This is a genomic window from Alcaligenes faecalis (genome assembly GCF_005311025.1).
Classification (GTDB): domain Bacteria; phylum Pseudomonadota; class Gammaproteobacteria; order Burkholderiales; family Burkholderiaceae_B; genus Alcaligenes; species Alcaligenes phenolicus.
The window spans coordinates 2,144,774-2,169,741 of the sequence record NZ_CP031747.1; the positions used below are offsets into that span (position 1 = coordinate 2,144,774).

19 protein-coding genes are annotated in these 24,968 nt (G+C 56.1%); 11 read left to right on the forward strand and 8 right to left on the reverse strand.

Annotated features, from left to right (window positions below):
- The first annotated feature begins 35 nt into the window (after window positions 1–35).
- From D0C27_RS09860 to D0C27_RS09900, 9 genes are all read left to right on the forward strand, one after another.
- The gene (locus tag D0C27_RS09860) at window positions 36–1,235 is read left to right on the forward strand and encodes a paraquat-inducible protein A (RefSeq protein ID WP_137430881.1); all 1,200 of its coding nucleotides are present in this window, start codon (window positions 36–38) and stop codon (window positions 1,233–1,235) included.
- Window positions 1,236–1,245: 10 nt separating this feature from the next.
- Complete coding sequence (locus D0C27_RS09865; RefSeq protein ID WP_115635109.1) at window positions 1,246–2,898, forward strand: intermembrane transport protein PqiB; 1,653 nt, start codon at window positions 1,246–1,248, stop codon at window positions 2,896–2,898.
- Window positions 2,895–3,509 (forward strand): PqiC family protein, encoded by a 615-nt coding sequence (locus D0C27_RS09870; protein WP_137430882.1) that lies wholly within the window; start codon window positions 2,895–2,897, stop codon window positions 3,507–3,509. The genes D0C27_RS09865 and D0C27_RS09870 overlap by 4 nt, the downstream gene beginning before the upstream one ends.
- A gap of 111 nt (window positions 3,510–3,620) precedes the next feature.
- A complete protein-coding gene (putA, locus tag D0C27_RS09875; RefSeq protein ID WP_137430883.1) occupies window positions 3,621–7,394 on the forward strand; it encodes a trifunctional transcriptional regulator/proline dehydrogenase/L-glutamate gamma-semialdehyde dehydrogenase in 3,774 nt (1,257 codons plus the stop codon).
- Between the two features lie 129 nt (window positions 7,395–7,523).
- Window positions 7,524–8,681 carry a branched-chain amino acid ABC transporter substrate-binding protein gene (locus D0C27_RS09880; RefSeq protein WP_137430884.1) on the forward strand — a complete coding sequence of 386 codons (1,158 nt, stop codon included), beginning with the start codon at window positions 7,524–7,526 and terminating at the stop codon, window positions 8,679–8,681.
- 128 nt (window positions 8,682–8,809) lie between these two features.
- Window positions 8,810–9,742, forward strand: coding sequence for a branched-chain amino acid ABC transporter permease (locus tag D0C27_RS09885; protein ID WP_021446749.1), 933 nt, complete (start codon window positions 8,810–8,812; stop codon window positions 9,740–9,742).
- On the forward strand, window positions 9,739–10,845 hold the full coding sequence (locus tag D0C27_RS09890) for an ABC transporter permease subunit (RefSeq protein ID WP_021446748.1): 1,107 nt from the start codon (window positions 9,739–9,741) through the stop codon (window positions 10,843–10,845). Before D0C27_RS09885 ends, D0C27_RS09890 begins: the two co-directional genes overlap by 4 nt.
- The gene (locus D0C27_RS09895; protein ID WP_170978563.1) at window positions 10,842–11,678 is read left to right on the forward strand and encodes an ABC transporter ATP-binding protein; all 837 of its coding nucleotides are present in this window, start codon (window positions 10,842–10,844) and stop codon (window positions 11,676–11,678) included. Before D0C27_RS09890 ends, D0C27_RS09895 begins: the two co-directional genes overlap by 4 nt.
- Window positions 11,675–12,412 carry an ABC transporter ATP-binding protein gene (locus D0C27_RS09900; protein ID WP_021446747.1) on the forward strand — a complete coding sequence of 246 codons (738 nt, stop codon included), beginning with the start codon at window positions 11,675–11,677 and terminating at the stop codon, window positions 12,410–12,412. Before D0C27_RS09895 ends, D0C27_RS09900 begins: the two co-directional genes overlap by 4 nt.
- A gap of 320 nt (window positions 12,413–12,732) precedes the next feature.
- Here the strand turns inward: D0C27_RS09900 and D0C27_RS09905 are convergent, their stop codons facing one another.
- Together D0C27_RS09905 and D0C27_RS09910 are read right to left on the reverse strand one after the other, a co-directional pair.
- Window positions 12,733–14,472 (reverse strand): ATP-binding protein, encoded by a 1,740-nt coding sequence (locus tag D0C27_RS09905; RefSeq protein WP_137430886.1) that lies wholly within the window; start codon window positions 14,470–14,472, stop codon window positions 12,733–12,735.
- 9 nt (window positions 14,473–14,481) lie between these two features.
- Window positions 14,482–15,732 carry a DUF4297 family anti-phage-associated protein gene (locus tag D0C27_RS09910; protein WP_137430887.1) on the reverse strand — a complete coding sequence of 417 codons (1,251 nt, stop codon included), beginning with the start codon at window positions 15,730–15,732 and terminating at the stop codon, window positions 14,482–14,484.
- Window positions 15,733–16,234: 502 nt separating this feature from the next.
- Here D0C27_RS09910 and D0C27_RS09915 point away from each other — a divergent pair.
- Together D0C27_RS09915 and D0C27_RS09920 are read left to right on the forward strand one after the other, a co-directional pair.
- A complete protein-coding gene (locus D0C27_RS09915; RefSeq protein ID WP_137430888.1) occupies window positions 16,235–16,978 on the forward strand; it encodes an SDR family oxidoreductase in 744 nt (247 codons plus the stop codon).
- Window positions 16,979–17,010: 32 nt separating this feature from the next.
- Entirely contained in the window at window positions 17,011–17,655 is a 645-nt protein-coding gene (locus D0C27_RS09920) for a DJ-1/PfpI family protein (protein WP_137430889.1), read from the forward strand.
- A gap of 118 nt (window positions 17,656–17,773) precedes the next feature.
- On the opposite strand, the gene rlmF is transcribed toward D0C27_RS09920, so the two are convergent.
- The 6 genes from rlmF to D0C27_RS09950 all read right to left on the reverse strand — a co-directional run bounded on the left by rlmF (window position 17,774) and on the right by D0C27_RS09950 (window position 24,967).
- Window positions 17,774–18,769, reverse strand: a complete 996-nt coding sequence (rlmF, locus tag D0C27_RS09925; RefSeq protein WP_137430890.1) for a 23S rRNA (adenine(1618)-N(6))-methyltransferase RlmF — start codon at window positions 18,767–18,769, stop codon at window positions 17,774–17,776.
- 136 nt (window positions 18,770–18,905) lie between these two features.
- Entirely contained in the window at window positions 18,906–19,367 is a 462-nt protein-coding gene (gene dut, locus D0C27_RS09930) for a dUTP diphosphatase (RefSeq protein WP_042487854.1), read from the reverse strand.
- Window positions 19,368–19,440: 73 nt separating this feature from the next.
- Entirely contained in the window at window positions 19,441–20,625 is a 1,185-nt protein-coding gene (gene coaBC / locus D0C27_RS09935) for a bifunctional phosphopantothenoylcysteine decarboxylase/phosphopantothenate--cysteine ligase CoaBC (protein WP_060185993.1), read from the reverse strand.
- Window positions 20,626–20,645: 20 nt separating this feature from the next.
- Window positions 20,646–21,179, reverse strand: coding sequence for a signal peptidase II (gene lspA, locus D0C27_RS09940; RefSeq protein ID WP_035268158.1), 534 nt, complete (start codon window positions 21,177–21,179; stop codon window positions 20,646–20,648).
- Window positions 21,172–24,012, reverse strand: a complete 2,841-nt coding sequence (ileS, locus tag D0C27_RS09945) for an isoleucine--tRNA ligase (RefSeq protein ID WP_137430891.1) — start codon at window positions 24,010–24,012, stop codon at window positions 21,172–21,174. The genes lspA and ileS overlap by 8 nt, the downstream gene beginning before the upstream one ends.
- The gene (locus tag D0C27_RS09950) at window positions 24,002–24,967 is read right to left on the reverse strand and encodes a bifunctional riboflavin kinase/FAD synthetase (protein ID WP_137430892.1); all 966 of its coding nucleotides are present in this window, start codon (window positions 24,965–24,967) and stop codon (window positions 24,002–24,004) included. The genes ileS and D0C27_RS09950 overlap by 11 nt, the downstream gene beginning before the upstream one ends.
- Between the last annotated feature and the right edge of the window lies 1 nt (window position 24,968).

A 24,968-nucleotide genomic window follows, 5' to 3' on the forward strand; every position in this document is an offset into this window, starting at 1 on the left:
GAGTCCCCGTTCAAGGAGCGGGGCTCGCTCGTTGTGTGCGTTGCGATACTGAACTTTACCGCCACAGCCGCTTTTCACCACGTGAATGGCAAGCGCTGGTCTTGGCGGTTTTTATCCTTTTTCTGATTGCCAATCTGTTTCCCGTCGTCTATCTGAGCATGGCGGGTAAAACAGTGTCGCCCACGTTTCCCAAAGCCCTGTTGCTGATCTGGCAGCAGGGGTATTGGGGCTTGTCCGTCATGGCGGGGTTGGTGGGATTCTGGCTGCCGTTGTTTCAACTGATTTTCCAGTTCTGGGCCTTGGGCCTGATTGTCCGAGAAAAGCCCTTGCCGGGTGATTTCGGTATTGGCCTGCGGGCCTTGAGCCATCTGGAGCATTGGTCCATGACGGCTGTGCTGTTCCTGGGCTTGATTGTGGCCATGGTGAAATTTGCCGGGATCGGGCATTTGACGATTGCGCCAGGTCTGTACGCCTTTTTTGCTCTGACCTTCCTGCTGACCGGCTTGAGCCGTATTACGGCGGGGCGCTTGTGGCGCTGGGCAGAGGATCGTGATCTGGTGCCGGTTTCGACCCGGCAGGTCTTGAAAGAGCATCCAATCTGGAGTGCCTGTACCCACTGTGGCTTTGTGCAGTCCAGCCAGAAACCGGACTGTGACCGTTGTGGTGCAACTGTGCATAAACGCAAGCCCAATAGCCGCACACGGGTGGCCGCTCTGGTGTTGACGGCCTGCGTGTTCTATATTCCCGCCAATGTCCTGCCTGTCATGGAGCTGCGCAGCATTTTAGGCAGTAGCGCGCATACGATTCTGGGTGGGGTCATTGAACTCTGGCAACTGGGCTCCTGGGACTTGGCATTGATCGTGTTCATCGCCAGTATTGTGGTCCCCATCACCAAACTCCTGGCTTTGATGATTCTTTTGTTGGGGCGTCGTTGGCGTGGCAATGCTGTACAGCGTCAACGCAATCGCATTTACGACATGGTCGAGCTGATTGGGCAATGGTCCATGCTGGACGTATTCGTGGTGGTTCTGATGGCAGCACTGGCCAACTTCCCAGGCTTGTCGCAGATTATTCCTGGAGCGGGGGCCTTGAGCTTTGGCATGGTGGTGGTTTTGACCATGCTGGCCGCGCTTAGCTACGACCCTCGCCAAGGCTGGGACCAGGATACCCACGAAGAACCAATAATAGAACCGCAAACTACGCCGTCTCCGCCTGCCTCACAGGCGACTTCCTGAAGGAAACAAGGTGCACGATCCTACAACTAATCAGCCTGACGGTCAGACCGAGCCCGCGCAGCCTAGACTGATTCCTGCCAAGCGATCCCGATTCTCCTGGATCTGGATTTTGCCCATAGCCGCCGCCGTGGTGGGGGCGTCTTTGGTGCTGCGCAACTGGATGTTGACCGGACCGCGTATCACGATCAGCTTTGATTCAGCCGAGGGCTTGGCCGTGGACCAAACCAAGTTACGTTATCGCGAAGTGGATGTGGGTACGATTTCGGACATTCAGGTGTCTCCGGATCGAAAAGGGGTTTTGGTCACGGCGCAGCTCGAGCGTGATGGCTCCGAGTTCATTACCCAAAAAGACACGCGGTTCTGGGTGGTGCGCCCGCGTTTGGGTTTAAGTGGGGTCTCCGGTCTGGGCACCTTGTTGTCGGGTGTTTATATCGGTGTGGACGCGCCTTTTGAAGTGAATAAAAAAGGCGAGCAACTGGACTTTGTGGGCCTGGAAAGTCCGCCGGAAGTAACCAGTGGCCGTGCTGGTAAGCGTTACGTGTTGACTGCGCCCGAATTGGGCTCGCTGGATCTGGGTTCGCCCTTGTACTACAAGGGCATACAGGTTGGGCAAGTCAGCAGTTATGAGCTGAACGAAGAAGGTAATGGCGTGCGTGTGCAGGTGTTTGTCGATGCTCCTAACGACAAATTCGTGACGCAGGGCTCGCGCTTCTGGAACGTCAGCGGCGTCAATATGTCGCTGGATTCCACCGGATTTAATGTGCGTACGCATTCCTTGGTCTCTGCCTTGGCAGGAGGTCTGGCCTTTGATCAGATGGAAGGCGAGCCTACGGATGTTGCTCAGGCCGATTCGCAATACGAACTGTTCCCCACACAAGAGCGCGCGATGGCTGAGCCGGATGGTCCCGCGGTTGAATTGCGCTTCCATTTCCATCAATCCGTGCGTGGCCTGGTGCCAGGCTCCAAGGTGGAGTTCCGGGGCCTGGAGCTGGGGCAGGTCTACGATGTGGATCTGGAGTTTGATTTTGAGCGCAAGCGCTTCTTTGCCCTGGTGAAGGCACGTATCTACCCGCAGCGTTTTGGTCGCCTGTACGAGCGGGTGGTGGAGGCTAGACCGGACGAGAAAGATCCAATGAGCGCCTTGTTCAAACCGATGGTTGAGCGTGGTCTGCGTGGTCAATTGCGTCCTGCCAGCCTGATTACGGGCCAGCAGTACATTGCTTTGGAATTCTTCGACAAGGCCCCTGAAGCCGAGTTCGACGAGACCGCCAAACCTTTGGTGGTGCCTGTGATCGCCGGGGATTTTGATCGTTTGCAGGAGCAGGTCAGCGATATCGTTACCAAGATTGCTGCTATCCCGTTCGATCAGATCGGCAAGAATCTGCAAAGCGGGCTGACGGAGCTGGGTCAGGTGCTCAAGCAATTGGACAAGACGACGGTGCCTCAACTGAATGGTGCGCTCAAGTCCATGGATGCCGCTGTTCAGAAACTGGGTGCCATGCTGGATTCGGATTCTTCCTTCAATACCTCTGTGGATCAAACCCTGAGCGAACTGAAACGCTCCTTGCGATCCCTGCGTGATTTAAGCGATACCTTGCAAAGCCAGCCCTCGGCGGTCCTGCGAGGTCGTTCTCCTGACGTGCTGCCGGAGCCTGCGCCATGATGTCTCGTTTTCTGATTCCCGTGGCGTTCGCCGGTTTGCTGACGGCTTGCGCCTCGACCACGCCCACTTACTACACCTTGCAAGCGTCCAATGCCGCTCCGGCGGCTGCGGCTCCTTCCACGCAAGTGTGGAAGGGCTTTCAGCTGCGACGCATGGATGTGCCTGCTCAATTGGATCGCCGCTCCTTTGTACTGACGCAGACTGCGGGCGGGCAGGTCAACCTGCTCAACGATAGCCAGTGGGCCTCACCTTTACCTGATGAAATGTCCCTGGCTTTGGCGTCTGGTTTGCAGGATCGCCTGGGCGTTCCCCAGTTGGCCAGCGCTGCTCCGAAAACACCGCTGTGGCAGATCGATGTGCTGGTACAGCGCTTCGAATCTGTCTATGGCGAACGCGCTACCCTGGAGTTGAGCTGGACACTGACGCCAGTTGGCTTTGAGGGGGAGGCCCAGCAATGCCGCTGGCTGGACTCCGAGCCTGCGTCCTCTGTGCCAGAACTGGTGCAGGCGCATCGCCAATTGCAGCAGCGCTGGGCGGATGCACTGGCCGCACAAATGCAAGGTAAATCTGTCCCGGTTAACCTGAGCAAAGCCATGCTCTGCGTTAGTTAACCTTGTTGGTTAACTTTTTTCTGTGCGGGTTAACCTGAATACGAATTTGGGTTAACCGTCAGTATTATTTCGGCTTATCGCAGTCAACAAAGCGTAACCGGGATAAGAAGCATGGCGAGCACAACCTTAGGGATTAAAGTCGATATAGAACTGCGCGAGCGCCTGCGGCGTGCGGCGGATCAGTTGCAGTGCACCCCGCATTGGCTGCATAAGCAGGCCTTGCTGTCTTATATCGAAGGAATCGAGCGCGGTGTGTTGCCCAGCGAATTGGCGCTGCTAAGCGGGGGGGACGCCGAAGCCGCCGAAGAAGGTGTACTCATGCCTTCCATCCCGTTTTACGGCTTTGCGCAGGATGTGCAACCGCAAAGTGTGTTGCGCGCTGCCATTACCGCCGCCTACCGCCGTCCAGAAACCGACTGTCTGCCCTTGCTGTTAAGTGCAGCGCGTTCTTCTCAAAGTGCGCGTGCCCAGGAGTTGGCCGCTCGTCTGGTTAAAGCCTTGCGCGCCAAGCGCCGTGGTGGCGGCGTAGAAGGCTTGATCCATGAATTCTCCTTGTCCAGCCAGGAAGGCGTTGCCCTGATGTGTCTGGCCGAAGCCTTGTTGCGTATCCCTGACCGCGCGACACGCGATGCCTTGATTCGCGACAAAATCAGCCACGGCGACTGGCGTGCACACATGGGCGAGTCCCCCTCGTTGTTTGTGAATGCCGCCACCTGGGGCCTGATGCTGACGGGGCGCCTGGTCAGTGTAAATAGTGAAAAGAATTTGTCCTCCGCCTTGACCCGCATGATTGGCAAGGGTGGCGAGCCCTTGATCCGCAAAGGCGTGGACGTTGCCATGCGCATGATGGGCGAACAGTTCGTGACCGGGCAAACCATTGCCTCGGCACTGGCCAATAGCCGCAAGTTTGAAGAGCAAGGCTTTCGTTATTCCTACGACATGTTGGGCGAGGCCGCGACGACAGCGGAAGACGCCCAGCGTTACTACCAGGCTTATGAGCAGGCCATTCACGCGATTGGTCGTGCCAGCCAGGGCCGCGGGATTTACGAAGGCCCCGGCATTTCCATCAAGCTGTCCGCACTGCACCCGCGCTACAGCCGTTCCCAGCGCGATCGCGTCATGCGGGAGTTGTTCCCGCGCTTATTGTCCTTGGCACAATTAGCGCATCACTACGATGTGGGCTTGAATATTGACGCCGAAGAAGCAGACCGCCTGGAAGTGTCCCTGGATCTGCTGGACAAGCTGTGCTTTGACCCGTCTTTGGCAGGTTGGAACGGCATTGGCTTTGTGGTGCAGGCTTATCAAAAGCGCGCGCCTTTTGTTATTGATTATCTGATTGATCTGGCCCGCCGTAGCGGTCACCGCTTGATGCTGCGCCTGGTGAAAGGCGCCTACTGGGATTCGGAGATCAAACGTGCCCAGGTTGATGGCCTGGAAGACTATCCCGTCTACACCCGCAAGGTACACACGGACGTGTCTTACCTGGCTTGCGCTCGCAAGCTTTTGCAGGCCCCAGAAGCCGTCTACCCGCAGTTTGCGACACACAATGCGCAAACCCTGGCTGCTATTTATGTGATGGCTGGCCAGAACTACTACACCGGCCAATATGAGTTCCAGTGCCTGCACGGCATGGGCGAGGACCTGTACGACGAGGTAGTCGGCCCGATCAAGGACGGCAAGCTGAACCGTCCTTGCCGTATCTATGCACCCGTTGGTTCTCACGAAACCTTGCTGGCGTATCTGGTGCGTCGTCTCCTGGAAAACGGTGCCAACACCTCTTTCGTGAATCAGATTGGCGATGCCGATGTGAACATGGAGCAGCTGATTGCCGACCCCGTGGCTCAGGCCCTGAGCCTGCAACCCTTGGGTCGTCCACATGACAAGATTCCGTTGCCGCGCCAGTTGTACTGGGATGCGGAGCAGCGCTTGAACTCGGCTGGCCTGGATTTAAGCAACGAGCACCGCCTGGGTTCTTTGGCCGCTACCTTGATGCAAACCGCTGCCTTGCCACGTCAGGCTCAGCCTATCCTGGGGCAGGGCAATCCGGTCTGGGACGAGTCCAAGGCAACGATTGTGCGTAATCCGGCCAATCATCAGGACGTAGTGGGGCAGGTCATGTTTGCCACTGCACAGGATGTGGAGCAGGCTTTGGACGCCGCCAGCCACTATGCACCAATCTGGCAGGCCACGCCGGTAGAAGAACGCGCCGCCGCCCTGCAGCAAGCCGCCCAACTGCTGGAAGACAATATGCAGGACTTGATGGGCCTGCTGGTGCGTGAGGCCGGCAAGTCCTATGCGAATGCGATTGCCGAAGTGCGTGAAGCCGTGGACTTCCTGCGTTACTACGCCGGACAGGTTCTGCGCGACTTTGATAATGACGAATATCGTCCCGTCGGTGTGGTGCTGTGTATCAGCCCCTGGAACTTCCCCTTGGCTATTTTCCTGGGTCAGGTCTCGGCGGCTCTGGCTGCAGGCAACGTCGTCCTGGCCAAGCCTGCTGAACAAACCTGCCTGATTGCGGCGGCCGCTGTCGAGCTGCTGCACAAGGCAGGGATTGCTCCCGGTGCCTTGCAGCTCCTGCCTGGTGATGGCCCATCCGTGGGCGCGCCTTTGGCGGCCAGTGAGAAGGTTAATGCTGTGATGTTTACCGGCTCGACCGCCGTTGCCATGGGCTTGAATCGTCAATTGGCTACACGCCTGACGGCAGACGGTCAGGCCGTCCCGCTGATTGCAGAAACTGGTGGCTTGAATGCCATGGTGGTCGACAGCTCGGCCTTGCCTGAGCAGGTGGTGTTTGATGTACTGAATTCTGCTTTCGACTCGGCAGGCCAGCGTTGTTCCGCCTTGCGGCTGCTGTGCATTCAGGAAGATGTGGCCGAGCGTGTGCTGAACATGCTCAACGGTGCCATGCAGGAGCTGAGCGTGGGCAATCCCGATCTGCTCAGCACGGATGTAGGTCCGGTGATTGATGAAGAAGCCCGCTCCGGTATCGAAGAGCACATCAGCGCCATGCGCGAGGCTGGTTTCCGTATCACGCAAAGTGAACAAAGCCGCAGCCTGACAGGTACCTTTGTCTTGCCGACCATTATCGAGATCGAGCAGGTCAAGGATCTGGAACGCGAAATTTTCGGTCCCGTTCTGCACGTGATGCGTTTCAAGCGTAGTGAGCTGGACAGCCTGATCAATCAGATCAACGAACGTGGTTACGGACTGACCTTTGGCGTTCACACCCGTCTGGATGAAACCGTGGAGCGTGTCGTTTCGCGCATTCACGCTGGTAACGTCTATGTGAACCGCAATATGGTGGGCGCGGTGGTGGGCGTACAGCCTTTCGGTGGTGAGGGCTTGTCGGGTACCGGCCCCAAAGCAGGCGGCCCCTTGTACTTGCGCCGACTGCTTAGCCGTTGCCCGCAGAACCTGCCTTTGCAAGCTTGGCAGGAGCAGGGCGCGGTCTTGCCTGGTCCGACGGGCGAGTCCAATATTTATCAGTTGCACCCACGAGGTCGCGTTCTGTGCATGCCTGTCAGCGTGCACGGCTGGCAAGCTCAGCGCGAGGCCTGCGCACGTAGCGGCAACCAGGCCATCCTACTGGACCGTTTGGGTCTGGGAGGCTGGCAGGACGCGCCTGCCGAGCAAATTGCCATGTCCGATTTGGGTGAGGCAGATTATGATGCTGTTTTGTTTGAAGGCGACAGCGACGAACTCCGGCAAGTATTGGGACAAGTGGCTGAACGCCGTGGCCCCATTGTTGGGGTTCAAGGGCTGTTGACGCAGGAATTGGAGGGGGGCGCGACTTACCTCGTCGAGCGTTTGTTGCGCGAAGTCTCGGTCAGTACCAATACAGCGGCAGCTGGGGGCAATGCCAGTTTGATGATGGTCGGTTGACATCAGATGGCACCCATTTCTATGCACACGTTTGGTCGCACATTTCACCTGGAGCGGCGGCCCTGCGTTCATTCTCACGGCACGGGCCGACATGTAGCGCGGCTATATTAAAAAACGAAGGAGAACAATATGCAGTCCATCACGAGCTTTAAATTGGCCTTGGTTTCGACAGCGGTTTTTGGTGCATTGGCGGCTAGCCCCGTCTTTGCCGCTGACAAGGTAATCAAGCTGGGCTTTTCGGCCCCCTTGACCGGCCCGCAGGCTCACTACGGTGAAGACATGCGCAATGGTCTGGTGCTGGCTCTGGAAGAAGCCAACGCCCAGAAAATTGAAATTGATGGCGCAACCGCCCGTTTTGAACTGGTGGCCAAGGATGACCAGGCTGACCCGCGTACAGCGGTCCAGGTCGCCCAGCAAATTGTGGACGACGGTGTGGATGGTGTATTGGGCCATTTCAACTCGGGCACCACGATTCCTGCTTCGCGCGTATACAACGACGCGGGTATCCCCCAGATCGCCATGGCAACCTCGCCTGAGTACACCCAGCAAGGTTACGACAACACCTTCCGCATGATGACCAGCGACACCCAGCAAGGTGCGGCTGTGGGTCAGTTCATCGTCAAGGATTTGGCTGCCAAGAAAGTAGCCTTGATCGACGACCGTACCGCTTATGGCCAAGGTCTGACTGACCAGGTTGCCCGTGCGGTAGAAAAAGCAGGTGGCCAGATCGTGGCCCGTGAATACACCACGGACAAAGCCAACGACTTCACCTCCATTCTGACCAACATCAAGTCCAAGGCGCCCGATGCTATCTTCTTTGGTGGTCTGGATGCTCAGTCCGGCCCGATGAAGCGTCAAATGCAGACGCTGGACATCAAGGCCCCGCTGGTTTCGGGCGAAATGACGCGCAGCGACACCTTCCTGCGTCTGGCCGGTGCAGCCGCTGATGGCACCTACGCCTCCTTGGCAGGTGTGCCTCTGTCCACCATGGCGGCTGGCGAGAAATTCGCCAAAGACTACCAGGCCCGCTTCAAGGCTGAGCCCGGTGTTTACGCTCCGTATGCCTACGACGGCGCCTGGAACATGATCACCGCCATGAAGGAAGCCGGTTCTTCCAAGGCAGAAGACTACCTGCCCAAACTGGCCGCATTGAAACGCAACGGCGCAACCAGCAGCAACATTGCCTACGACCAGAATGGCGACCTGAAAGAAATCGCCGTCACCATCTACGAAGTTAAAGATGGCAAGTGGACGATGGTGAAAACCATGGTCAGTCAGGCTAACTAAGCACGCTTGATCCTGCAGTTTGAGCCCTTCGGGGCTCATCTTTACCGTGGCCTGTGTTTGGCAGGCCCGCGCTCCCTGTTCTATCGCCGTGCGCCGGGGCAGGGAGCAATGACCACGAGTCCCAATCTATGGAAATCCTGATACAACAACTAATAAATGGCCTGACCGTGGGCAGTGTCTACGCCTTGGTGGCGCTGGGCTACACCATGGTGTATGGAATTATTGGCCTGATTAATTTTGCGCATGGTGATGTAGTCATGGTTGGGGCGATGCTGGCCACGACAGTGGTGTTATCGCTGGTCGGCGCGGACCCGGCAGGCCTGTCCGCCTGGTTGATGGTGGGGCTGGCCCTCTTGGCCGCTATCCCCGTCTGCATGGGCATAGGCTGGACTGCCGAGCGTTATGCGTATCGTCCCTTGCGTCGTGCGCCTCGTTTGGCCGCACTGATTACCGCTATTGGTGTGTCCTTTATTGTGCAGAACCTGGCCATGATGATCTGGGGGCGCAATTACCTGAGCTTCCCGCACATTATTGAACCCATGGTGTTCCAGCTGGGCGACGCGCGCATCAGCTTGCTGCAAATTCTGATTATCGGTGGTGCCGCTGCGATCATGTCCGGCCTGATGGTGCTGGTGCACCGCACCCGTCTGGGCACCGCCATGCGTGCAACCGCCCAGAACCGCGAAGTAGCTGGCTTGATGGGGGTGAATATCAATACCGTGATTTCCGCCGCTTTTGTCATTGGCTCGGCCCTGGCTGCCGTCGCAGGCGTGATGATCGTGACTTACTACGGCGTTGCCCAATACACGATGGGCTTCATGCTGGGTCTCAAAGCATTTACCGCCGCCGTTCTGGGTGGCATTGGTAATTTGGGTGGCGCCATGCTGGGTGGCTTGCTGCTGGGCTTGATCGAAGCTCTGGGCGCAGGCTACATCGGCGACCTGACCAATGGGGTCTTTGGCAGTAACTATCAGGATGTGTTCTCTTTTATCGTGCTGATCTTGGTGCTGATTTTCCGTCCCTCGGGCCTGTTGGGTGAACGTGTGGGAGATCGCGCATGAGTCTGAATCAAACATTAAGTGGCGCTGGCTCCAAACAGCGCCCCGCAACGCCCGCCAAAGTCTGGGTCGGTGCGCTGCTGATTGGTGTGGTGCTGGCCATTTTGCCCTTCGTGCTGGGCATGGCGGGACAAAGCTGGATTCGCACCCTGAACTTTGCCTTGCTGTACGTGATGCTGGCTCTGGGCCTGAACATCGTGGTGGGTTTTGCCGGTCTGCTGGATCTGGGCTATATCGCTTTCTATGCGGTAGGGGCGTACGTCTGGGCCATGCTGGCATCGCCGCATTTTGGTCTGCACCTGCCGTTCTGGATGGTGCTGCCAGCCGGTATTGCTCTGGCCGCCGTATTCGGTGTGCTCCTGGGCTTTCCAGTCCTGCGCTTGCGAGGCGACTACCTGGCCATTGTGACCCTGGGCTTCGGTGAGATTATCCGCATCTTCATGAACAACCTGGATGCGCCGGTCAACATCACCAACGGTCCGCAAGGGATCAACCGGGTTGATACCTTCAAGATTGGCGACTTCATCTTTGGCAAGGCGGAAACCCTCTTTGGCATACGGATAACGGGGCCAGAAAAATACTATTACCTTCTCCTGCTGATCACGCTGCTGATTGTGTTCATCTGCGTGCGCTTGCAGCACTCCCGCATTGGCCGTGCCTGGGAAGCGATCCGCGAAGATGAAATCGCCGCCAAGGCCATGGGCATCAATACCCGTAACGTCAAACTGCTGGCCTTTGCCATGGGTGCAACGTTTGGTGGTGTGGCCGGTGGCTTGTTTGCTTCTATGCAAGGCTTCGTCAGCCCAGAGAGTTTCAGCCTGACCGAGTCCATTTCCGTGCTGTGCATGGTGGTGCTGGGCGGTATGGGCCATATCCCTGGCGTGATTGTGGGTGCTTTGCTGCTCTCCGTATTCCCTGAGCTGCTGCGCTCCGTCGTCGTACCTCTGCAGCAAAGCGTGTTCGGCGACGTGATTCTGGACCCGGACGGCATCCGTATGCTCTTGTTTGGCTTTGCCCTGGTCTTGGTCATGATCTATCGCCCAGAAGGCCTGTGGCCCTCTGCAGTGCGCCGTCGTGAACGCAAAATGAAACAGGTGCAAGCATGAGTCTGAGCATGAACCAACAAGTAAAAAACGGCGAGGTGTTGTTGCAGGCAGAAGGCTTGTCCAAATGCTTCGGCGGCTTGCAGGCCTTGTCCGAAGTCAGCTTCAGCATTCGCAAGGGCGATATCTACGGTCTGATCGGCCCGAACGGCGCGGGTAAAACCACGCTGTTCAACGTGATGACGGGCTTGTACATTCCCGAGTCGGGCCGCTGCACCTTTGCAGGCCGCAACCTGACTGATTGCAAACCCCATCAAATCGCTGAATCCGGTTTTGCGCGTACCTTCCAGAACATCCGCTTGTTCGGCAGCCTGTCTGCCCTGGAAAACGTCATGATCGGCCGCCACGTCCGCACCCGTGCTGGCGTGCTGGGGGCAGTGATGCGTAACCGTGCTACCCGTCAGGAAGAAGAACAGATCGAGGCCCGTGCCTACGAGCTACTGGATTACGTAGGCATTGCCCAGCACGCTAACGAGATTGCGCGCTCCTTGTCCTACGGCGACCAGCGCCGCCTGGAAATTGCCCGTGCACTGGCAACCGATCCCATGCTGCTGGCACTGGATGAACCCGCAGCAGGTATGAACCCGTCCGAGACCGTAGTCCTGCGCCAGCTGATAGAAAAAATCCGTGGCGACGGCATTACCGTCCTGCTGATCGAACACGATATGAAGCTGGTCATGGGCCTGTGCGACCGAGTTCTGGTGCTGGAGTATGGCAAGGTGCTGGCCGAAGGCAAGCCAGCCGAAGTCCAACATAACCCGCGCGTGATTGAAGCCTATCTGGGCGCAGGTGCAGCCAAAGAGCTGGGCATTACCGTTGAAGAGGAAAAAGCATGAGCACAGAACCGTTAATGTTGGATATTCGGGGTCTGGATGTGGCTTATGGCGGCATCCGGGCGGTACGCGGCCTGGACCTGCGAGTGGGCAAGGGCGAACTAGTTTGCCTGATCGGTGCTAACGGCGCTGGTAAAAGCACGACGTTGAGAGCCATCACAGGTCTGGTGCCTGCGGCTGCGGGGCAGATTGAACATCAAGGCGAAAGCATCGTCGGCCTGCCGTCGCACCAACTGGTGCGCCGTGGCGTGGTCATGGTGCCGGAAGGGCGGGGGATTTTTCCGCAGCTGACGATTGAAGAGAATCTGGCCATGGGGGCGTATACCCGCAAGGACCACCACGAAGTACGCCAGGATATCGAGCGTATCTATACCCTGTTCCCGCGTCTGGCCGAGCGTAAAAAACAATCGGCAGGGACTTTGTCTGGCGGGGAGCAACAGATGGTGGCAATGGGACGGGCGATGATTTCCCGGCCTTCATTGCTGCTGCTGGATGAGCCTTCCATGGGTCTGGCTCCCATCATGGTCGAACGGATTTTTGAGCTGATCCAGACGATTGCTAAAGAAGGCGTGACGATTTTGCTGATTGAGCAGAATGCGCGACTGGCGCTAGAGCTGGGAGATCGGGGATATGTGATGGAGTCAGGGCGGATTATCCTGGAAGGCCCGGCTGCGCAGTTGCTGCATGATCCGAAGGTGAGGGCGGCTTATCTGGGGGAAGAGGATTTTGCGGCGTAGGTAGGATTTAGGTTTGGAGAAAAAGCCAACCAGCTTTGGGTTGATTGGCTTTTTTGTTTTTTGTGTTGAGTCTTATTAAGTAGCAGCGATTAACGTACCGGTGTCTGCTTTCGACCCAAAGCGGAACTTCACAGGCTGATTCACGATGTCCGGTGAAGGTTGGTTGCTGCCCTTCAACTCAACAAGGCCAATGACTGCTGCCACTCAAAGCAGTCATTGCATTGAACCTTCTTTGCAAGTTCGTTTTGCACCGTGGTATAGCCACAACTAGGGTTTTGGGTAGTTCGCCTCAAACTTAATTTGTGCAACGATGTCCCCCATCATCCTCGCCAGCTATCGGCACGCTTTTTGAAGTCGATCTCCTTCCACTTCGCTTTCCAGAGTGTGAGATATTTCACGTCACTAGACGAGGGTTCGGGGTCGCATTTTTCCACATACACGACGCACGGCATGATGACGGCGTCCCCGATCAGAAGCGCCTCCCCTTGTTCCAGCGCGGGCATGCCCTCGGTCAAATTGCCAAGCGTATCCGGCAGTAGTCGGCGGACATAGCTTTGATCATCGGGGTTGGTAAGACGCATTGCCAAGAAGTTGGAGCATTGCGAAAAGATAGTCTCTGATATTTCAGACGGTCGCTGGCTCGAAATCAGAAGGCTGATCCCGTACTTTCGTCCTTCTTTGGCAATGCGTTCGATGGCAGCCAGGGAAGCCTTATAGCGGGCGAGACCACTCTTTGGCGCGTATTTGTGTGCTTCCTCATACACCATCAAGAATGGTTGATCAGTTTTGCTTTCAACGCGCCGAGCATAATAGCAAAAATCGAACATAAGACGGGAGATCAGCGAAACGGTAATGCTGAGCAGCTCAAAGGGAATGCCACTGAGGTCGATGATTGTTACGTTCGACTCGCCTCCCGTCTTATAGCCGGTAAACTGTTCAAGCACCTGCTCCAAGGTCGCAGCTTGGGCCTTCGTGCCAAATATGAAGTCAAGCCGGGAGTTCGAGATTTTCGATCTAATTCGCCGCTCGAATTTGTCGATGCTGCCGTCGGCATAGGAGCCCTTGTTGATCTTTCCCCGTTCCGGAGCAGCGAACTCACGCAAAGCTTTGCAGTAGTGCTCCAGCTGCCCCTCAACATCATTGAACGTTTCGGTCGTTCCATCCTTAAACTTGATATGCAGTGAGTTCTCGGCATCCTTTGTTTCGCGCGTCAGGTTGCGGAAAGCGTTCGCTATGTGCTGAATGTCATATCGAAGCGGACTGTCGAAGTTGACCTTCTCGACCGCAGGATTGCTGATCTTCTTTGCAATAGTCACCACGGAACGGAGCAGCGACTCCTGATTGTAGTTATTGTTGTCACCGGACTCCAGGAACATGTCCTCCATCTCGTCTTCGTTGAGAAGCCAATATGGCAGGATAAGATCCTCGACAGTGATGATATTCGCCTTTGGAAAAGCCGTAGCATATTCGGAATGAAGATCGAATATCAGGATATGGGAGTTGTTGAGTCCTAGGTACTCTCCGCTTTTTGCGGATACCGCCTTCTGCAGAACCGACGACACACTCGACGATTTTCCTGATCCCGAAGCACCGACAACAGCAATATGTTTGTTGAAAAACCGGTCGCCATGAACAGGTACAACGATATCACGTTGCCTGGTCAATGAAGAAAAGCAAAAGCGGTCTTCAGCCGCATAGCAGTCTGCATAGATGGCTGCGATTTCCGCTTTCGTCGCCGGGACGACCTTCTTTGGCGGAATGGCGAGTTCGTCACCGCCGCGATTGAACTTCCCGTCTTTAAGTGTCCCGAGAGGATACGCATCAATCATATAGACGCGCTTGTAGTCACTGCTGCCGTCACCTTTCACCTCTTTCATTTCGATTGAAAAGCTTTCGATGATGCAGATGAGAGAAACGTTGTCATTGTCCGATACCTTGAGAAATGACCCAACACGAAGAGACTCTCCAGCCGCCTGGAAGTTCAAAAGATCATCGACGGCCACTCGGACTTTGTTGGGGTAAACGGCGACAACCTCAGCATTGGCGATTTCTTCAGTCATTGTTCGTTCTCAGATAATTTTCGTGATTGTGGAGATGCTACTGATGGGGATCGAATACATCCTACTATTTGGACCCGGCAGCGCCATGGTTGCAGGGCGTTCAAGGAAGAAGTCGTATATATGACATAACTTCCGCCCCACCCTATCGAGGACCTCCAGCAACTGGTCAACGTCGTCAACAAAACGAATTTCGATCTGGTGCTCTTGGGTCTGCTGGCTGTGAACGTGATCGATGCGGAATGGCGATCCGCGATATGGGAAACCGTCTACGAAAACTGTTCCAGTATTGAAAAGCATGTTCTTCACTTGCATTATGAGTTTTTCATCCGCGCCTCGTAACAGGATGAATGGCGCGTAGCGCTCGGAATTCTGGATGCGGCGCTTCTTTGCCGAGCTCCAGTTGTTGCCGATTGCTCTGAGTTGGTCGCAGACAACCGAACCGTCGGTTGACGCACTGCATTCAATGATGAAAGCACGGACGATTCCTGCGCCGTTCGTGGGCGAGAAGTAGAGGCGTTTCATATGCTTTGCATAATCGGTTGCTTCCTTCTCTCGGAGAAGCCAACGATTATGGACAGCCTGAGAGCCTTTGAGCACTTCCTGCAAATCACGACGGGTAGTCTTGCGATCGTTGTGATCTTTTTTTGTGGCTAATTTCGCAATGTAATCAAGGGCTATTGGATAGTAAAAACCTTCAGCCTCAAACTCTGAGACGCGTTGACTATTTCTTATTGCCTCGATGACGATGGTGCGATGCTCAGAAAATTCTGCCGAAATTTGTATGCTGAAGTTTTTACAAAACGCCTCAATCAACTCATCAGGCGCGGCCATTCCGTCGAGTAGAGATTTTGTTTCGTATGTTTTCGTACCGTCAGCAGCCTTCGCTTCTTTGCGATATTCCATCACCAATTTAAAGCGCTCGACAGAAAACTCATTAATATCGATATTAACTTCTGAAAAGTGCCCGTACAGCCGGTATTTTCGGCTTACCCGTTGCGCCTCTTCGAGCCCAATGAAATGGGTAAAGAGCTTATGCAGGGGATCACGCAACACCGAGTTTGTCAGGTTCTGCGCTGCATAGTATTTTACCTGTCCGTAAATGACGCCTTCATCGGTGTAGCGGTCGAAATCTTCAATTCCCTCGATAACGACTTCATCGCTCAGGTCCGCGTTTAGGATTTCGAGCAAGGCAGCGTCAAGTTGGTAAAAATACCCTCTGATCGAAGCGGTCGCTTCGCGTTTCTTGTCTACCTCCAGCATCCTCGGCTCCAAATTAATCCCTTTTGGCATTATAAAAGCTGATCGTCAGCAGTCGCTGCAAAACAGACCCTCAATTGCATTTTTGAACTTCCGCTCCTAGTCGAAAGCAGACAGAATAATAACTAAAAAAAAGAAATGTGTCTCTATATCGAATGAATAGAAAACTGGATCGTTCGCTAGTTTTTTTATTTAAAGTGTCAGTAATTACAGAGAAGTTTTAAAAACCTTTAAAGAGAGCAATTTAATGCTTTGATAGCATTAAATAATGTTTTATTTTTTGTAGAGATAGCTACTAGTTGGTGGATATATGCGGTGCCAATAGCAGTTAGGGGTTTTGAGTGGGCTCTGGGAGGCTGCAAACCTTTACCATAACAACTACAAGATGCAGCCGACAGGTCGCTATGTAGATAAAGGTAGCTTGCGCCATCCAAAAAGACAGCGGGTTCAGACTGCATTCCTATGCGACCGACTCCGCTGTACAGACCCGCTAAGGAGAACAAAAATGGATTTAGGAATTACTGGACGACGTGCCTTGATCTGTGGCGCGTCGAGTGGTTTGGGACTGGCCTGTGCTCAAGCACTAACCGCTGAAGGCGTGCAAGTTATCCTAGTATCCCGTAGTGAACATAAGCTACAAGAAGCTGCCAAACAGATTGAAGCCTCTACCGGTATTGCAGCTAAATGGATTGCCGCTGATCTTTCTCAGGCAGCCGACAGACAAGCCGTAGCTGCCGCGTGCTCAGACATCGACATTCTGGTGACCAACGCGGGCGGGCCTCCGTCTATGCCTTTTGCTCAGTTGGAGACCACTCATTGGCAAGCCGCTCTGGAGCAAAACTTCCTGGCAGCGGTGGAGTTAATTCAGGCTGTATTGCCAGGCATGGTGAGCCGCCGCTTCGGCCGCATCGTCAATATCACTTCGGTTTCTGTCCGTTCGCCTGTGACCAACTTGGAGTTGTCCACTGCCGCTCGTATGGCCTTGACTGGCTTCGTCGCCAGTGTGTCTCGCGAAGTAGCCCAGCATAACGTGGCGATCAATAACCTATTGCCCGGCACCATCATGACGGATCGCTTGCGAGAGTTGGGGTCTGTGGCAGAGCAGATGATTGCGTCTGTACCAGCAGGACGAGCTGGAACGCCGAGCGAATTTGGTGCTGCATGTGCCTTCTTGTGCAGCGAGGTCGCAGGTTTTATCGTAGGTCAGAATTTGGCTATTGATGGCGGTTTGGTACGAGCTACGATCTGAGTTATTGAGTTTCAACCATGAAGGGGCACACCATGAGCGGTAAGGCAGCATCGGCTACATCCACCAGCACAACAGGGAACACGACAAAAAAACAAATCGGCATTGTGCTGTTTGATCAGTTTGAAACTCTCGATGTATTCGGGCCGGTGGAAATGTGGGGTGGGATGCCGGATTACGAGATGCTCATGGTGTCTCAGCAGGGTGGGCTGGTTCGGTCGTCTCAAGGGATAGAAACCCAGACTTCCTATAGTTTCGAGACGGCTCCGCAGTTCGACATTCTGATGGTTCCCGGCGGTATGGGAACGCGTAGCGAAATCAACAACCCTGCCATGTTGGCCTTCATTCAGAAGCAGGACAAGGCAACGCAGTGGACGGTGTCGGTGTGTACGGGGGCGGCTTTATTGGCCAAGGCGGGTGTTCTGAAGCAGCGCCGGGCTACGTCGAACAAGCTGGCGTTTGATTTTGCGGTGGCTCAGGATGGGGATGTGCTGTGGCAAAAGCAGGCCCGATGGGTGTTTGATGGCAAGTACGTCACATCCTCGGGGGTATCGGCGGGGACGGATATGGCTTTGGCCCTGGTCGAGAAGCTTTACAACCGTGAGCAAGCTGAAAGCATTGCGCATTGGACCGAGTACGTCTGGAACAGTGATCCGACGATTGATCCGTTTGCGCGCTAGGGCCGGTACTCGCTGGGAATAGTTGTTTGGTGAAGGGTTTAGAAGTCGGGGGCTTGGCGTCGGTAGCTGATTGCAGCTAATGCCATCAGCTTATCTAGCATCCCGACTTGATACGCGCCTACTTCCAGCGTTCCTTGCGCCAGGCTTCTTGTGCCACAGCGTCCAGAAAAGTCCAGGCGACAAAGCGGCTTTGTTTTTGTCCCTGCGTCATTTCTACGGTTTTGACCTTAACCGCTTTGGCCTTTTTCAAGGCATTCAACACTCCGGGTACGTTCGATGCTTTGGACACCAAGGTGCTGAACCAAAGCACTTGCCCGCCTACGGTCACACTTTCTTCTATCATGCGGCGGATGAAAAGCGCCTCGCCGCCTTCGTACCAGAGTTCCGTATTCTGTCCACCAAAGTTCAGCACGGGAGCATTCTGCTTGGGCGCGGCCTTACCCAAACCACGCCATTTACGTTGACTACCGCTTACTGCCTCTTCCTGCGATGAATGGAAGGGCGGGTTGCAGAGCGTCAGGTCAAAGTAATCATTCGCGCCTAGCAGGCCCTTGAAAATATGTCTGGGTGATTTTTGCTGGCGCAATTTGATTGCAGCCGATAAGCCCGGGTTCGCGTGAATAATGCTTCGTGCAGAAGTCAGCGCATCAGCGTCTATGTCGGACCCTAGAAACTGCCAGCCATATTCGGTATGGCCGATCAATGGGTAGATCGCATTTGCGCCTACGCCAATATCAAGGACGTGTACTGCCTCACCACGGGGAATGCTCCCCTTATTGCTGTTGGCCAGCAAATCGGCCAGGTAGTGCACGTAGTCGGCCCGGCCCGGTATAGGAGGGCAGAGGTAATCGGCAGGAATATCCCAATGCGCTATGCCGTAAAAACTCTTCAGAAGAGCACGATTCAGGGTTTTGACGGCATTCGGATCGGCGAAGTTGATGCTTTGATCACCGTAGGGATTCACAAAAACGAATTCAGCCAGCTCGGGCGTGTCTTTGATGAGGGCATCAAAGTCGTAACGCCCCTGATGGCGGTTGCGTGGGTGGAGCTGAGCCGCCGTTTTATTTGAAGTGGGTAATTCGGCGTTGGAATTACCTTTTTTTGGAGATGGCATTGGAATCCGAAATTGGCCGGGGTAAGTCTGAGTCGTGGCGCTGCTACGTTTTTAAAGCAAAGCATCAGGGCTAAAGAAGGAGCGATGCTGACTGCGACAAGGCATTTCGCATCGCGTCCTTCTCCAGCTTTAAAGCTTAGTTCTTGCCCGTGCTGCCAAAGCCACCCGTACCGCGCTCGGTTTCGGTAGAGAATTCGTTCACAAACTGCAGTGCCACTTGCACCACAGGCTGGAACATCAGCTGGGCGATACGCTCGCCGGGTTGGATCACGTAGTCCTGATCGCTGTCGTTGGCCAGAATCACGCCGATTTCGCCGTGGTAGTCGGCATCAATGACGCCAATGCCTTGTGCTACACGCACGCCATGCTTCAGGGACAGGCCCGAACGTGAAGCGACGATAGCGACTAGGCCAGGGTCCATCATATTGATGGCCAGGCCTGTTTTAACCAGCGTACGGCCGCCTGCAGGCAGGGTAACGGCTTCGCTCAGGCAAGCGCGCAGGTCCATGGCGGCGGAGCCGTCCGTGGCGTAGCTGGGGGCTTCGATGGTCGTGCCCAACAAGTCATTGACGATGCGAGCTTCAATACGGCGGTGCATAGACGGTATCCTGAAAAAAAAGAGGCAGCGCACCTGCTTTAGCGCTGCCCGTCATCATAAAAGAGAAAAGGGATTAAAGCCGCTGGGCGATGTTTTGCACCAGCTGGCGTGCGGCCAGCAGTTTGTCCTGGGCGGGCCATTGCATATGGCCTTGCTCGTCAAACAACACCAGTTCGGTGTCATCGGCGTTCATGGCGCGCTGGGCCAGGTTGGCAACAAGCAAGGGTACGTTCTTGCGTTGACGTTTGGCTTGGGCGTGCTCGATCAAGTTGTCTGTCTCGGCGGCAAAGCCGACGCAGAAAGGACCGTTCTTCAGGGCGGCAACCTCGGCCAGAATGTCGGGATTTGGGCTGAATTGCAGGTCTGGTGTGGCTTGTTCGGACGTCTTCTTGATCTTGATGTCGCTGGCATTGCTGACGTACCAGTCTGCGACCGCTGCAACGCTGATAAAGATATCGGCATCATCCACTTGGGACATGACGGTGGCGTGCATCTGACGGGCGGTTTCTACATTGATGCGACGTACCTGGTAGGGCGTTTCCAGTGCAACGGGGCCGGAGACCAGCGTCACTTGCGCACCGGCTTCTTGAGCCGCACGGGCAATGGCGTAGCCCATCTTGCCGGAGGAACGGTTGCTGATGACGCGCACTGGGTCAATCGGCTCGCTGGTCGGGCCAGCGGTGATCAGGACGCGTTTGCCCGCCAACAGCTTGGGCTGAAAGAAGGACGTGAGCTCTGCCAGCAATTGGGCAGGTTCCAGCATGCGGCCATCGCCGGTTTCACCACAGGCTTGGTCGCCACTGCCAGGGCCAAGAATGTGCACACCGTCACGGCGCAGTTGTTCGACATTGCGCTGGGTGGCCGGGTGCAGCCACATTTCTCGGTTCATGGCTGGGGCGATCAGCAGGGGGCAGTGCCCACGCGCTACACAAAGGGTGCTGAGCAAGTCGTCGGCCAGGCCGTAGGCCAGCTTGGCCATGAAGTTGGTGCTGGCGGGGGCGATCAGGATGGCGTCCGCATCCCGGCTAAGCTGGATGTGGGCCATATTGTTGGGAACACGTGCATCCCACAGGTCGGTATAGACGGTACGGCCCGACAAGGCCTGAAAGGTCACCGGGCTGATGAAGCGCGTGGCCGATTCAGTCATGACCACATCAATCCGGGCACCCAGGTCCTGGCTGCGACGCAAGAGCTCGGCAGTTTTATAAGCAGCGATGCCGCCGGTGATGCCAAACACCAGTTTTTTATTGCTAAGCATAGGACATGATCCTTACAGACTCAGGAGCGCTGTCGTTTGTTGCGGCGCATGCGCATGAACTCGTCCAGCACCAACAGGGCAGCGCCGCAGCTGATGGCGACGTCGGCAATATTGAAGGCCGGAAAGTAGGATTGATTCCAGTAGAACAGCAGAAAATCTACCACGTGCCCGTGCATCAGGCGATCCACCACGTTGCCGATGGCACCGCCCAGAATCAGGCTAAGCGACAGGCAAAACAAGGGTTGCTTGGCCGAACGGCGCAGCATGGTCACGATAAATACCGTGGCAACGGCTGCGATGCCGACAAAGAACCAGCGCTGCCAACCCTGACCACCGGCCAGGAAGCTGAATGCCGCGCCGGGGTTGTAGAGCAGGGTGAAATCAAAAAAGGGCAGGATATTCCAACGTTCCTGATAGAACAGGTTGCTGTCGAAATACTGTTTGGTCCATTGGTCCAGGCCGACAATAAAGGCGGCCAGACCAATCCAGGCCCAGAACTGCCGCGAGGGCAGTCGGGCCTGGCCGGGAGAAGGGGCCATGTCCTTATCAGGCATGGTGACGTACTTCGCCTTCGCCAAACAGATTGTCCTCGCAACGACCACACAGGGTGGGGTGCTCAGCGCTCTGGCCTACGTCAGGGCGGTGGTGCCAGCAACGCTCGCACTTGGCCTGTTCGGTAGGGGTAACGTCGATGCGCAAATCGCCTTCGCCAGCGTGCACATCGGCACGCGAGACGATCAGCATGAAGCGCAGATCTTCGCCCAGAGACTGCAGGAACTCCAGATCCTGGCCGTTGGCGTAGATGTCGATCTCGGCCGCCAGGGAGGAGCCGATGGCGCCGGTGCTACGTACGTCTTCAATGCGGCGCATCACGTCGGCACGGATGGCGCGCAGGCGCTGCCATTTGGTGCTCAGTGCAGCTTGTTCGCCTTGCTCCGGCAGGGCATGGAACAGCTCGGTGAAGATGGTGCCGCTAGGGACCGAACCGCCGTGCATGTCGCGCCAGGCTTCTTCTGCCGTGAAAGACAGGATAGGAGCCATCAGCTTGAGCAGGGTTTGCGTCAGGTGGTACAGCGCCGTTTGAGCCGAGCGACGTGGCTGACCATCTTTAGCCGTGGTGTACAGACGGTCTTTCAGAATATCCAGGTAGAACGCGCCCAGGTCTTCGGAGCAGAAGGTCTGCAAGCGAGCCACGATGGGGTGGAACTCGTAGCGCTGGTAGTTCTCCAGCAACTCGGCCTGCATGTCGGCGGTCATTTGCAGGGCGTAGCGGTCGATTTCGGTCAGTTGATCGACAGGCACAGCATGTTGGGTGACATCGAAGTCGGCCAGGTTACCCAGCAGGAACTTCAAGGTATTGCGGATACGGCGGTAGCCTTCCACAACACGCTTCAGAATTTCGTCGGAGATGGACAGCTCGCCCGAGTAATCGGTAGAGGCGGCCCACAGGCGCATGATCTCGGCACCCATCTTGTCGGCAATTTCTTGCGGCTTGATGATGTTGCCCAGCGATTTACTCATCTTGCGGCCATTGCCGTCCACCACGAAGCCGTGGGTCAGCAGGGCTTTGTAGGGCGCGCGGCCATACAGCATGCAGCCCGTCAGCAAGGACGAGTGGAACCAGCCACGGTGTTGGTCCGAGCCTTCCAGGTACAGGTCGGCAGGCCATTGCAGCTTGTCAGCGTGCGAGCCGTGGGTGGTGTGATCCTTGCCGCCCAGCACGGTAGCGTGTGTGGTGCCCGAGTCAAACCACACGTCCAGCGTGTCGCGGTTTTTCTCGTACAGATCGGCTTCGTCACCCAGCAGGTCGCGTGGGTCCAGGTTCTGCCAGGCTTCGATACCGCTCTTTTCGATACGCTCGGCTACTTGCTCCATCAGCTCGGGCGTGCGGGGGTGCAGTTCACCCGTTTCCTTGTGCACAAAGAAAGCCATGGGCACACCCCATTGGCGCTGACGCGACAAGGTCCAGTCGGGGCGGTTGGCGATCATGGCGTGCAGGCGGGCACGACCCCAGGAGGGGTAGAACTCGGTGTTATCAATGGCTTCCAGCGCCATTTCACGCAGGGTACGGCCGCTGCTGTTTTCCTTATCCATACCGGCAAACCATTGGCTGGTGGCGCGGTAGATGATGGGCGTCTTGTGACGCCAGCAGTGCATGTAGCTGTGCGGGTGCTGTTCGGTTTTCAGCAAGGTGCCGGCGTTCTGCAAGGCTTCCACGATTTGCGGGTTGGCTTTCCAGATCATCTGGCCGCCAAACAGAGGCAGATTTTCGGCGTAATGCCCATTGCCCATCACGGGCGTGAGCATGTCGTCGTCCTTCATGCCGTGGGCTTTGCAGGAGATAAAGTCTTCAATACCGTAGGCCGGGGCCGAGTGCACCACGCCCGTACCGCTGTCCAGGGTGACGTAGTCGCCCAGGTACACGGGGGAGCGGCGTTGGTAGCCTGCATCCACGTGAGCCAGAGGGTGGTTGAATTCGATCAGGTTCAGGGCTTTGCCGGTAGCGGTGGCCATGACCTGGCCGCTCAGGCCCCATTGTTCCAGGCAGGATTTCACCAGCTCTTCGGCCACGATCAGCATGGAGCCGGTGGCGCGTGGGCTGTCCAGCTTGACCAGGGCGTAGCTGATTTCAGGGTGTACGTTCAAGGCCTGGTTGGCAGGGATGGTCCAGGGGGTAGTAGTCCAGATAACGATGGCGCCATCGTCCACGCTGTCCACGCCAAAGGCGGCGGCCAGTTTGTCCTTTTGCGCGAAGGGGAAGGCTACGTGCACGGACGGGTCGGTGCGATCGGCGTACTCAACCTCGGCTTCTGCCAGGGCGGAACCACAGTCAAAACACCAGTTCACGGGCTTCAGGCCACGGAACACGAAACCCTTTTGCATGATCTTGGACAGCACGCGCAGCTCGTCGGCTTCGTTACTGAAATTCATGGTCAGGTAAGGGTTCTCCCAGTCGGCCAGCACGCCCAGGCGCTTGAAGTCCTTGCGCTGGCTGTCGATCTGCTCCAGAGCGTAGGCGCGCGCCTTGGCCTGAACTTCAGCCACAGGCAGGTTCTTGCCGTATTTCTTTTCGATCTGAACTTCAATGGGCATGCCGTGGCAGTCCCAGCCGGGCACGTATTGCGCGTCAAAGCCAGCCATATTGCGGCTTTTGACGATGATGTCTTTCAGAACCTTGTTGACTGCGTGGCCAATGTGAATGTCGCCGTTCGCATAGGGAGGGCCGTCGTGCAAAATAAATTTGGGACGACCGGCACTGGCTTGCCGAATTGCTGCATAGACTTTGTTTTCTTCCCACTGGCTAATCCAGCCCGGCTCACGTTTGGCGAGGTCACCACGCATGGGAAAGGGAGTGTCGGGCAAATTGAGAGAGTTTTTATAGTCCATTTGAAGCAAAGTAGTCGCGAGCGCGTTGTGCATCGTTGTCGATGGCGGCGATCATTGTGATGAGGTCCGGGAATTTTTCCTCGTCCCTGACAAATTCCAGAAATTCTATACGGGCAAGTTTACCGTAAGCATCCAGGCGTTGGTCCAGTAAATGCACCTCTAACAGCAGCCGTCCCTGGTCTATGACGGTTGGGCGTACCCCCAAGGAGGCAATGCCGGGCAGAGCCTGTCCGGTCAGTCCGTGCACCCGGACCACGTACACGCCGGAGCGGGCGGCACAGTGTTCAGGAACACGCACATTCAGGGTCGGGTAGCCAATGTCCCGGCCCAGTTTCTGGCCATGAATGACATGACCACTAATATGAAAGGGTTTGCCCAGCAGGGCACGGGCTCGGTCCAGTTGACCCACGGCCAGGGCGGTGCGCACTTCCGAGCTGGAGATGCGGCGGCCATCGGCATCGGCGACATCGTGCAGAGTCTCGACGTTAAAGCCATGGCGCTTGCCCGCTTCGCGCAACATTTCAATGTCGCCGGCCCGTTTGTGGCCGTAGCGGAAATCCTCGCCCACCAGCAGCCAACCCGTATTCAGGCCCTGGACCAGAATCTCGTCAATAAAGGTGGCTGCCGACATATCGGCCATGGCCTGATTGAAGCGGGCCAGATAAATTTGTTCAATGCCACATTGATGCAGGGCTTCGACCTTGTCGCGCAGGCCGCTGATCTGTGTGGGGATCAGTTCGGGCCGTTGGCCGCGCTGCGCAAAAAAGGCGCGTGGGTGGGGCGTAAAGGTCATTACACAGGAGCTCAGGTCTTGCTGGCGCGCCATTTCATTGACGCGATGCAAGATGGCCTGATGGCCCAGATGGACCCCGTCAAAATTGCCAATGGTGACAGCGCTGCGGGCCGTGCTGTTGCGCCGCGGCAGAGAGCGATAGAGTTTTAGATCAGATTTCACA

Excerpts from the sequence above, each read along its gene's own strand:
- D0C27_RS09870 (WP_137430882.1), top strand. The coding sequence starts at position 2,895 with ATGATGTCTCGTTTTCTGATTCCCGTGGCGTTCGCCGGTTTGCTGACG.
- putA (WP_137430883.1), top strand. The coding sequence starts at position 3,621 with ATGGCGAGCACAACCTTAGGGATTAAAGTCGATATAGAACTGCGCGAG.
- D0C27_RS09880 (WP_137430884.1), top strand. The coding sequence starts at position 7,524 with ATGCAGTCCATCACGAGCTTTAAATTGGCCTTGGTTTCGACAGCGGTT.
- D0C27_RS09885 (WP_021446749.1), top strand. The coding sequence starts at position 8,810 with ATGGAAATCCTGATACAACAACTAATAAATGGCCTGACCGTGGGCAGT.
- D0C27_RS09890 (WP_021446748.1), top strand. The coding sequence starts at position 9,739 with ATGAGTCTGAATCAAACATTAAGTGGCGCTGGCTCCAAACAGCGCCCC.
- D0C27_RS09895 (WP_170978563.1), top strand. The coding sequence starts at position 10,842 with ATGAGTCTGAGCATGAACCAACAAGTAAAAAACGGCGAGGTGTTGTTG.
- D0C27_RS09900 (WP_021446747.1), top strand. The coding sequence starts at position 11,675 with ATGAGCACAGAACCGTTAATGTTGGATATTCGGGGTCTGGATGTGGCT.
- D0C27_RS09905 (WP_137430886.1), bottom strand. The coding sequence starts at position 14,472 with ATGACTGAAGAAATCGCCAATGCTGAGGTTGTCGCCGTTTACCCCAAC.
- D0C27_RS09910 (WP_137430887.1), bottom strand. The coding sequence starts at position 15,732 with ATGCTGGAGGTAGACAAGAAACGCGAAGCGACCGCTTCGATCAGAGGG.
- D0C27_RS09915 (WP_137430888.1), top strand. The coding sequence starts at position 16,235 with ATGGATTTAGGAATTACTGGACGACGTGCCTTGATCTGTGGCGCGTCG.
- D0C27_RS09920 (WP_137430889.1), top strand. The coding sequence starts at position 17,011 with ATGAGCGGTAAGGCAGCATCGGCTACATCCACCAGCACAACAGGGAAC.
- rlmF (WP_137430890.1), bottom strand. The coding sequence starts at position 18,769 with ATGCCATCTCCAAAAAAAGGTAATTCCAACGCCGAATTACCCACTTCA.
- dut (WP_042487854.1), bottom strand. The coding sequence starts at position 19,367 with ATGCACCGCCGTATTGAAGCTCGCATCGTCAATGACTTGTTGGGCACG.
- coaBC (WP_060185993.1), bottom strand. The coding sequence starts at position 20,625 with ATGCTTAGCAATAAAAAACTGGTGTTTGGCATCACCGGCGGCATCGCT.
- lspA (WP_035268158.1), bottom strand. The coding sequence starts at position 21,179 with ATGCCTGATAAGGACATGGCCCCTTCTCCCGGCCAGGCCCGACTGCCC.
- ileS (WP_137430891.1), bottom strand. The coding sequence starts at position 24,012 with ATGGACTATAAAAACTCTCTCAATTTGCCCGACACTCCCTTTCCCATG.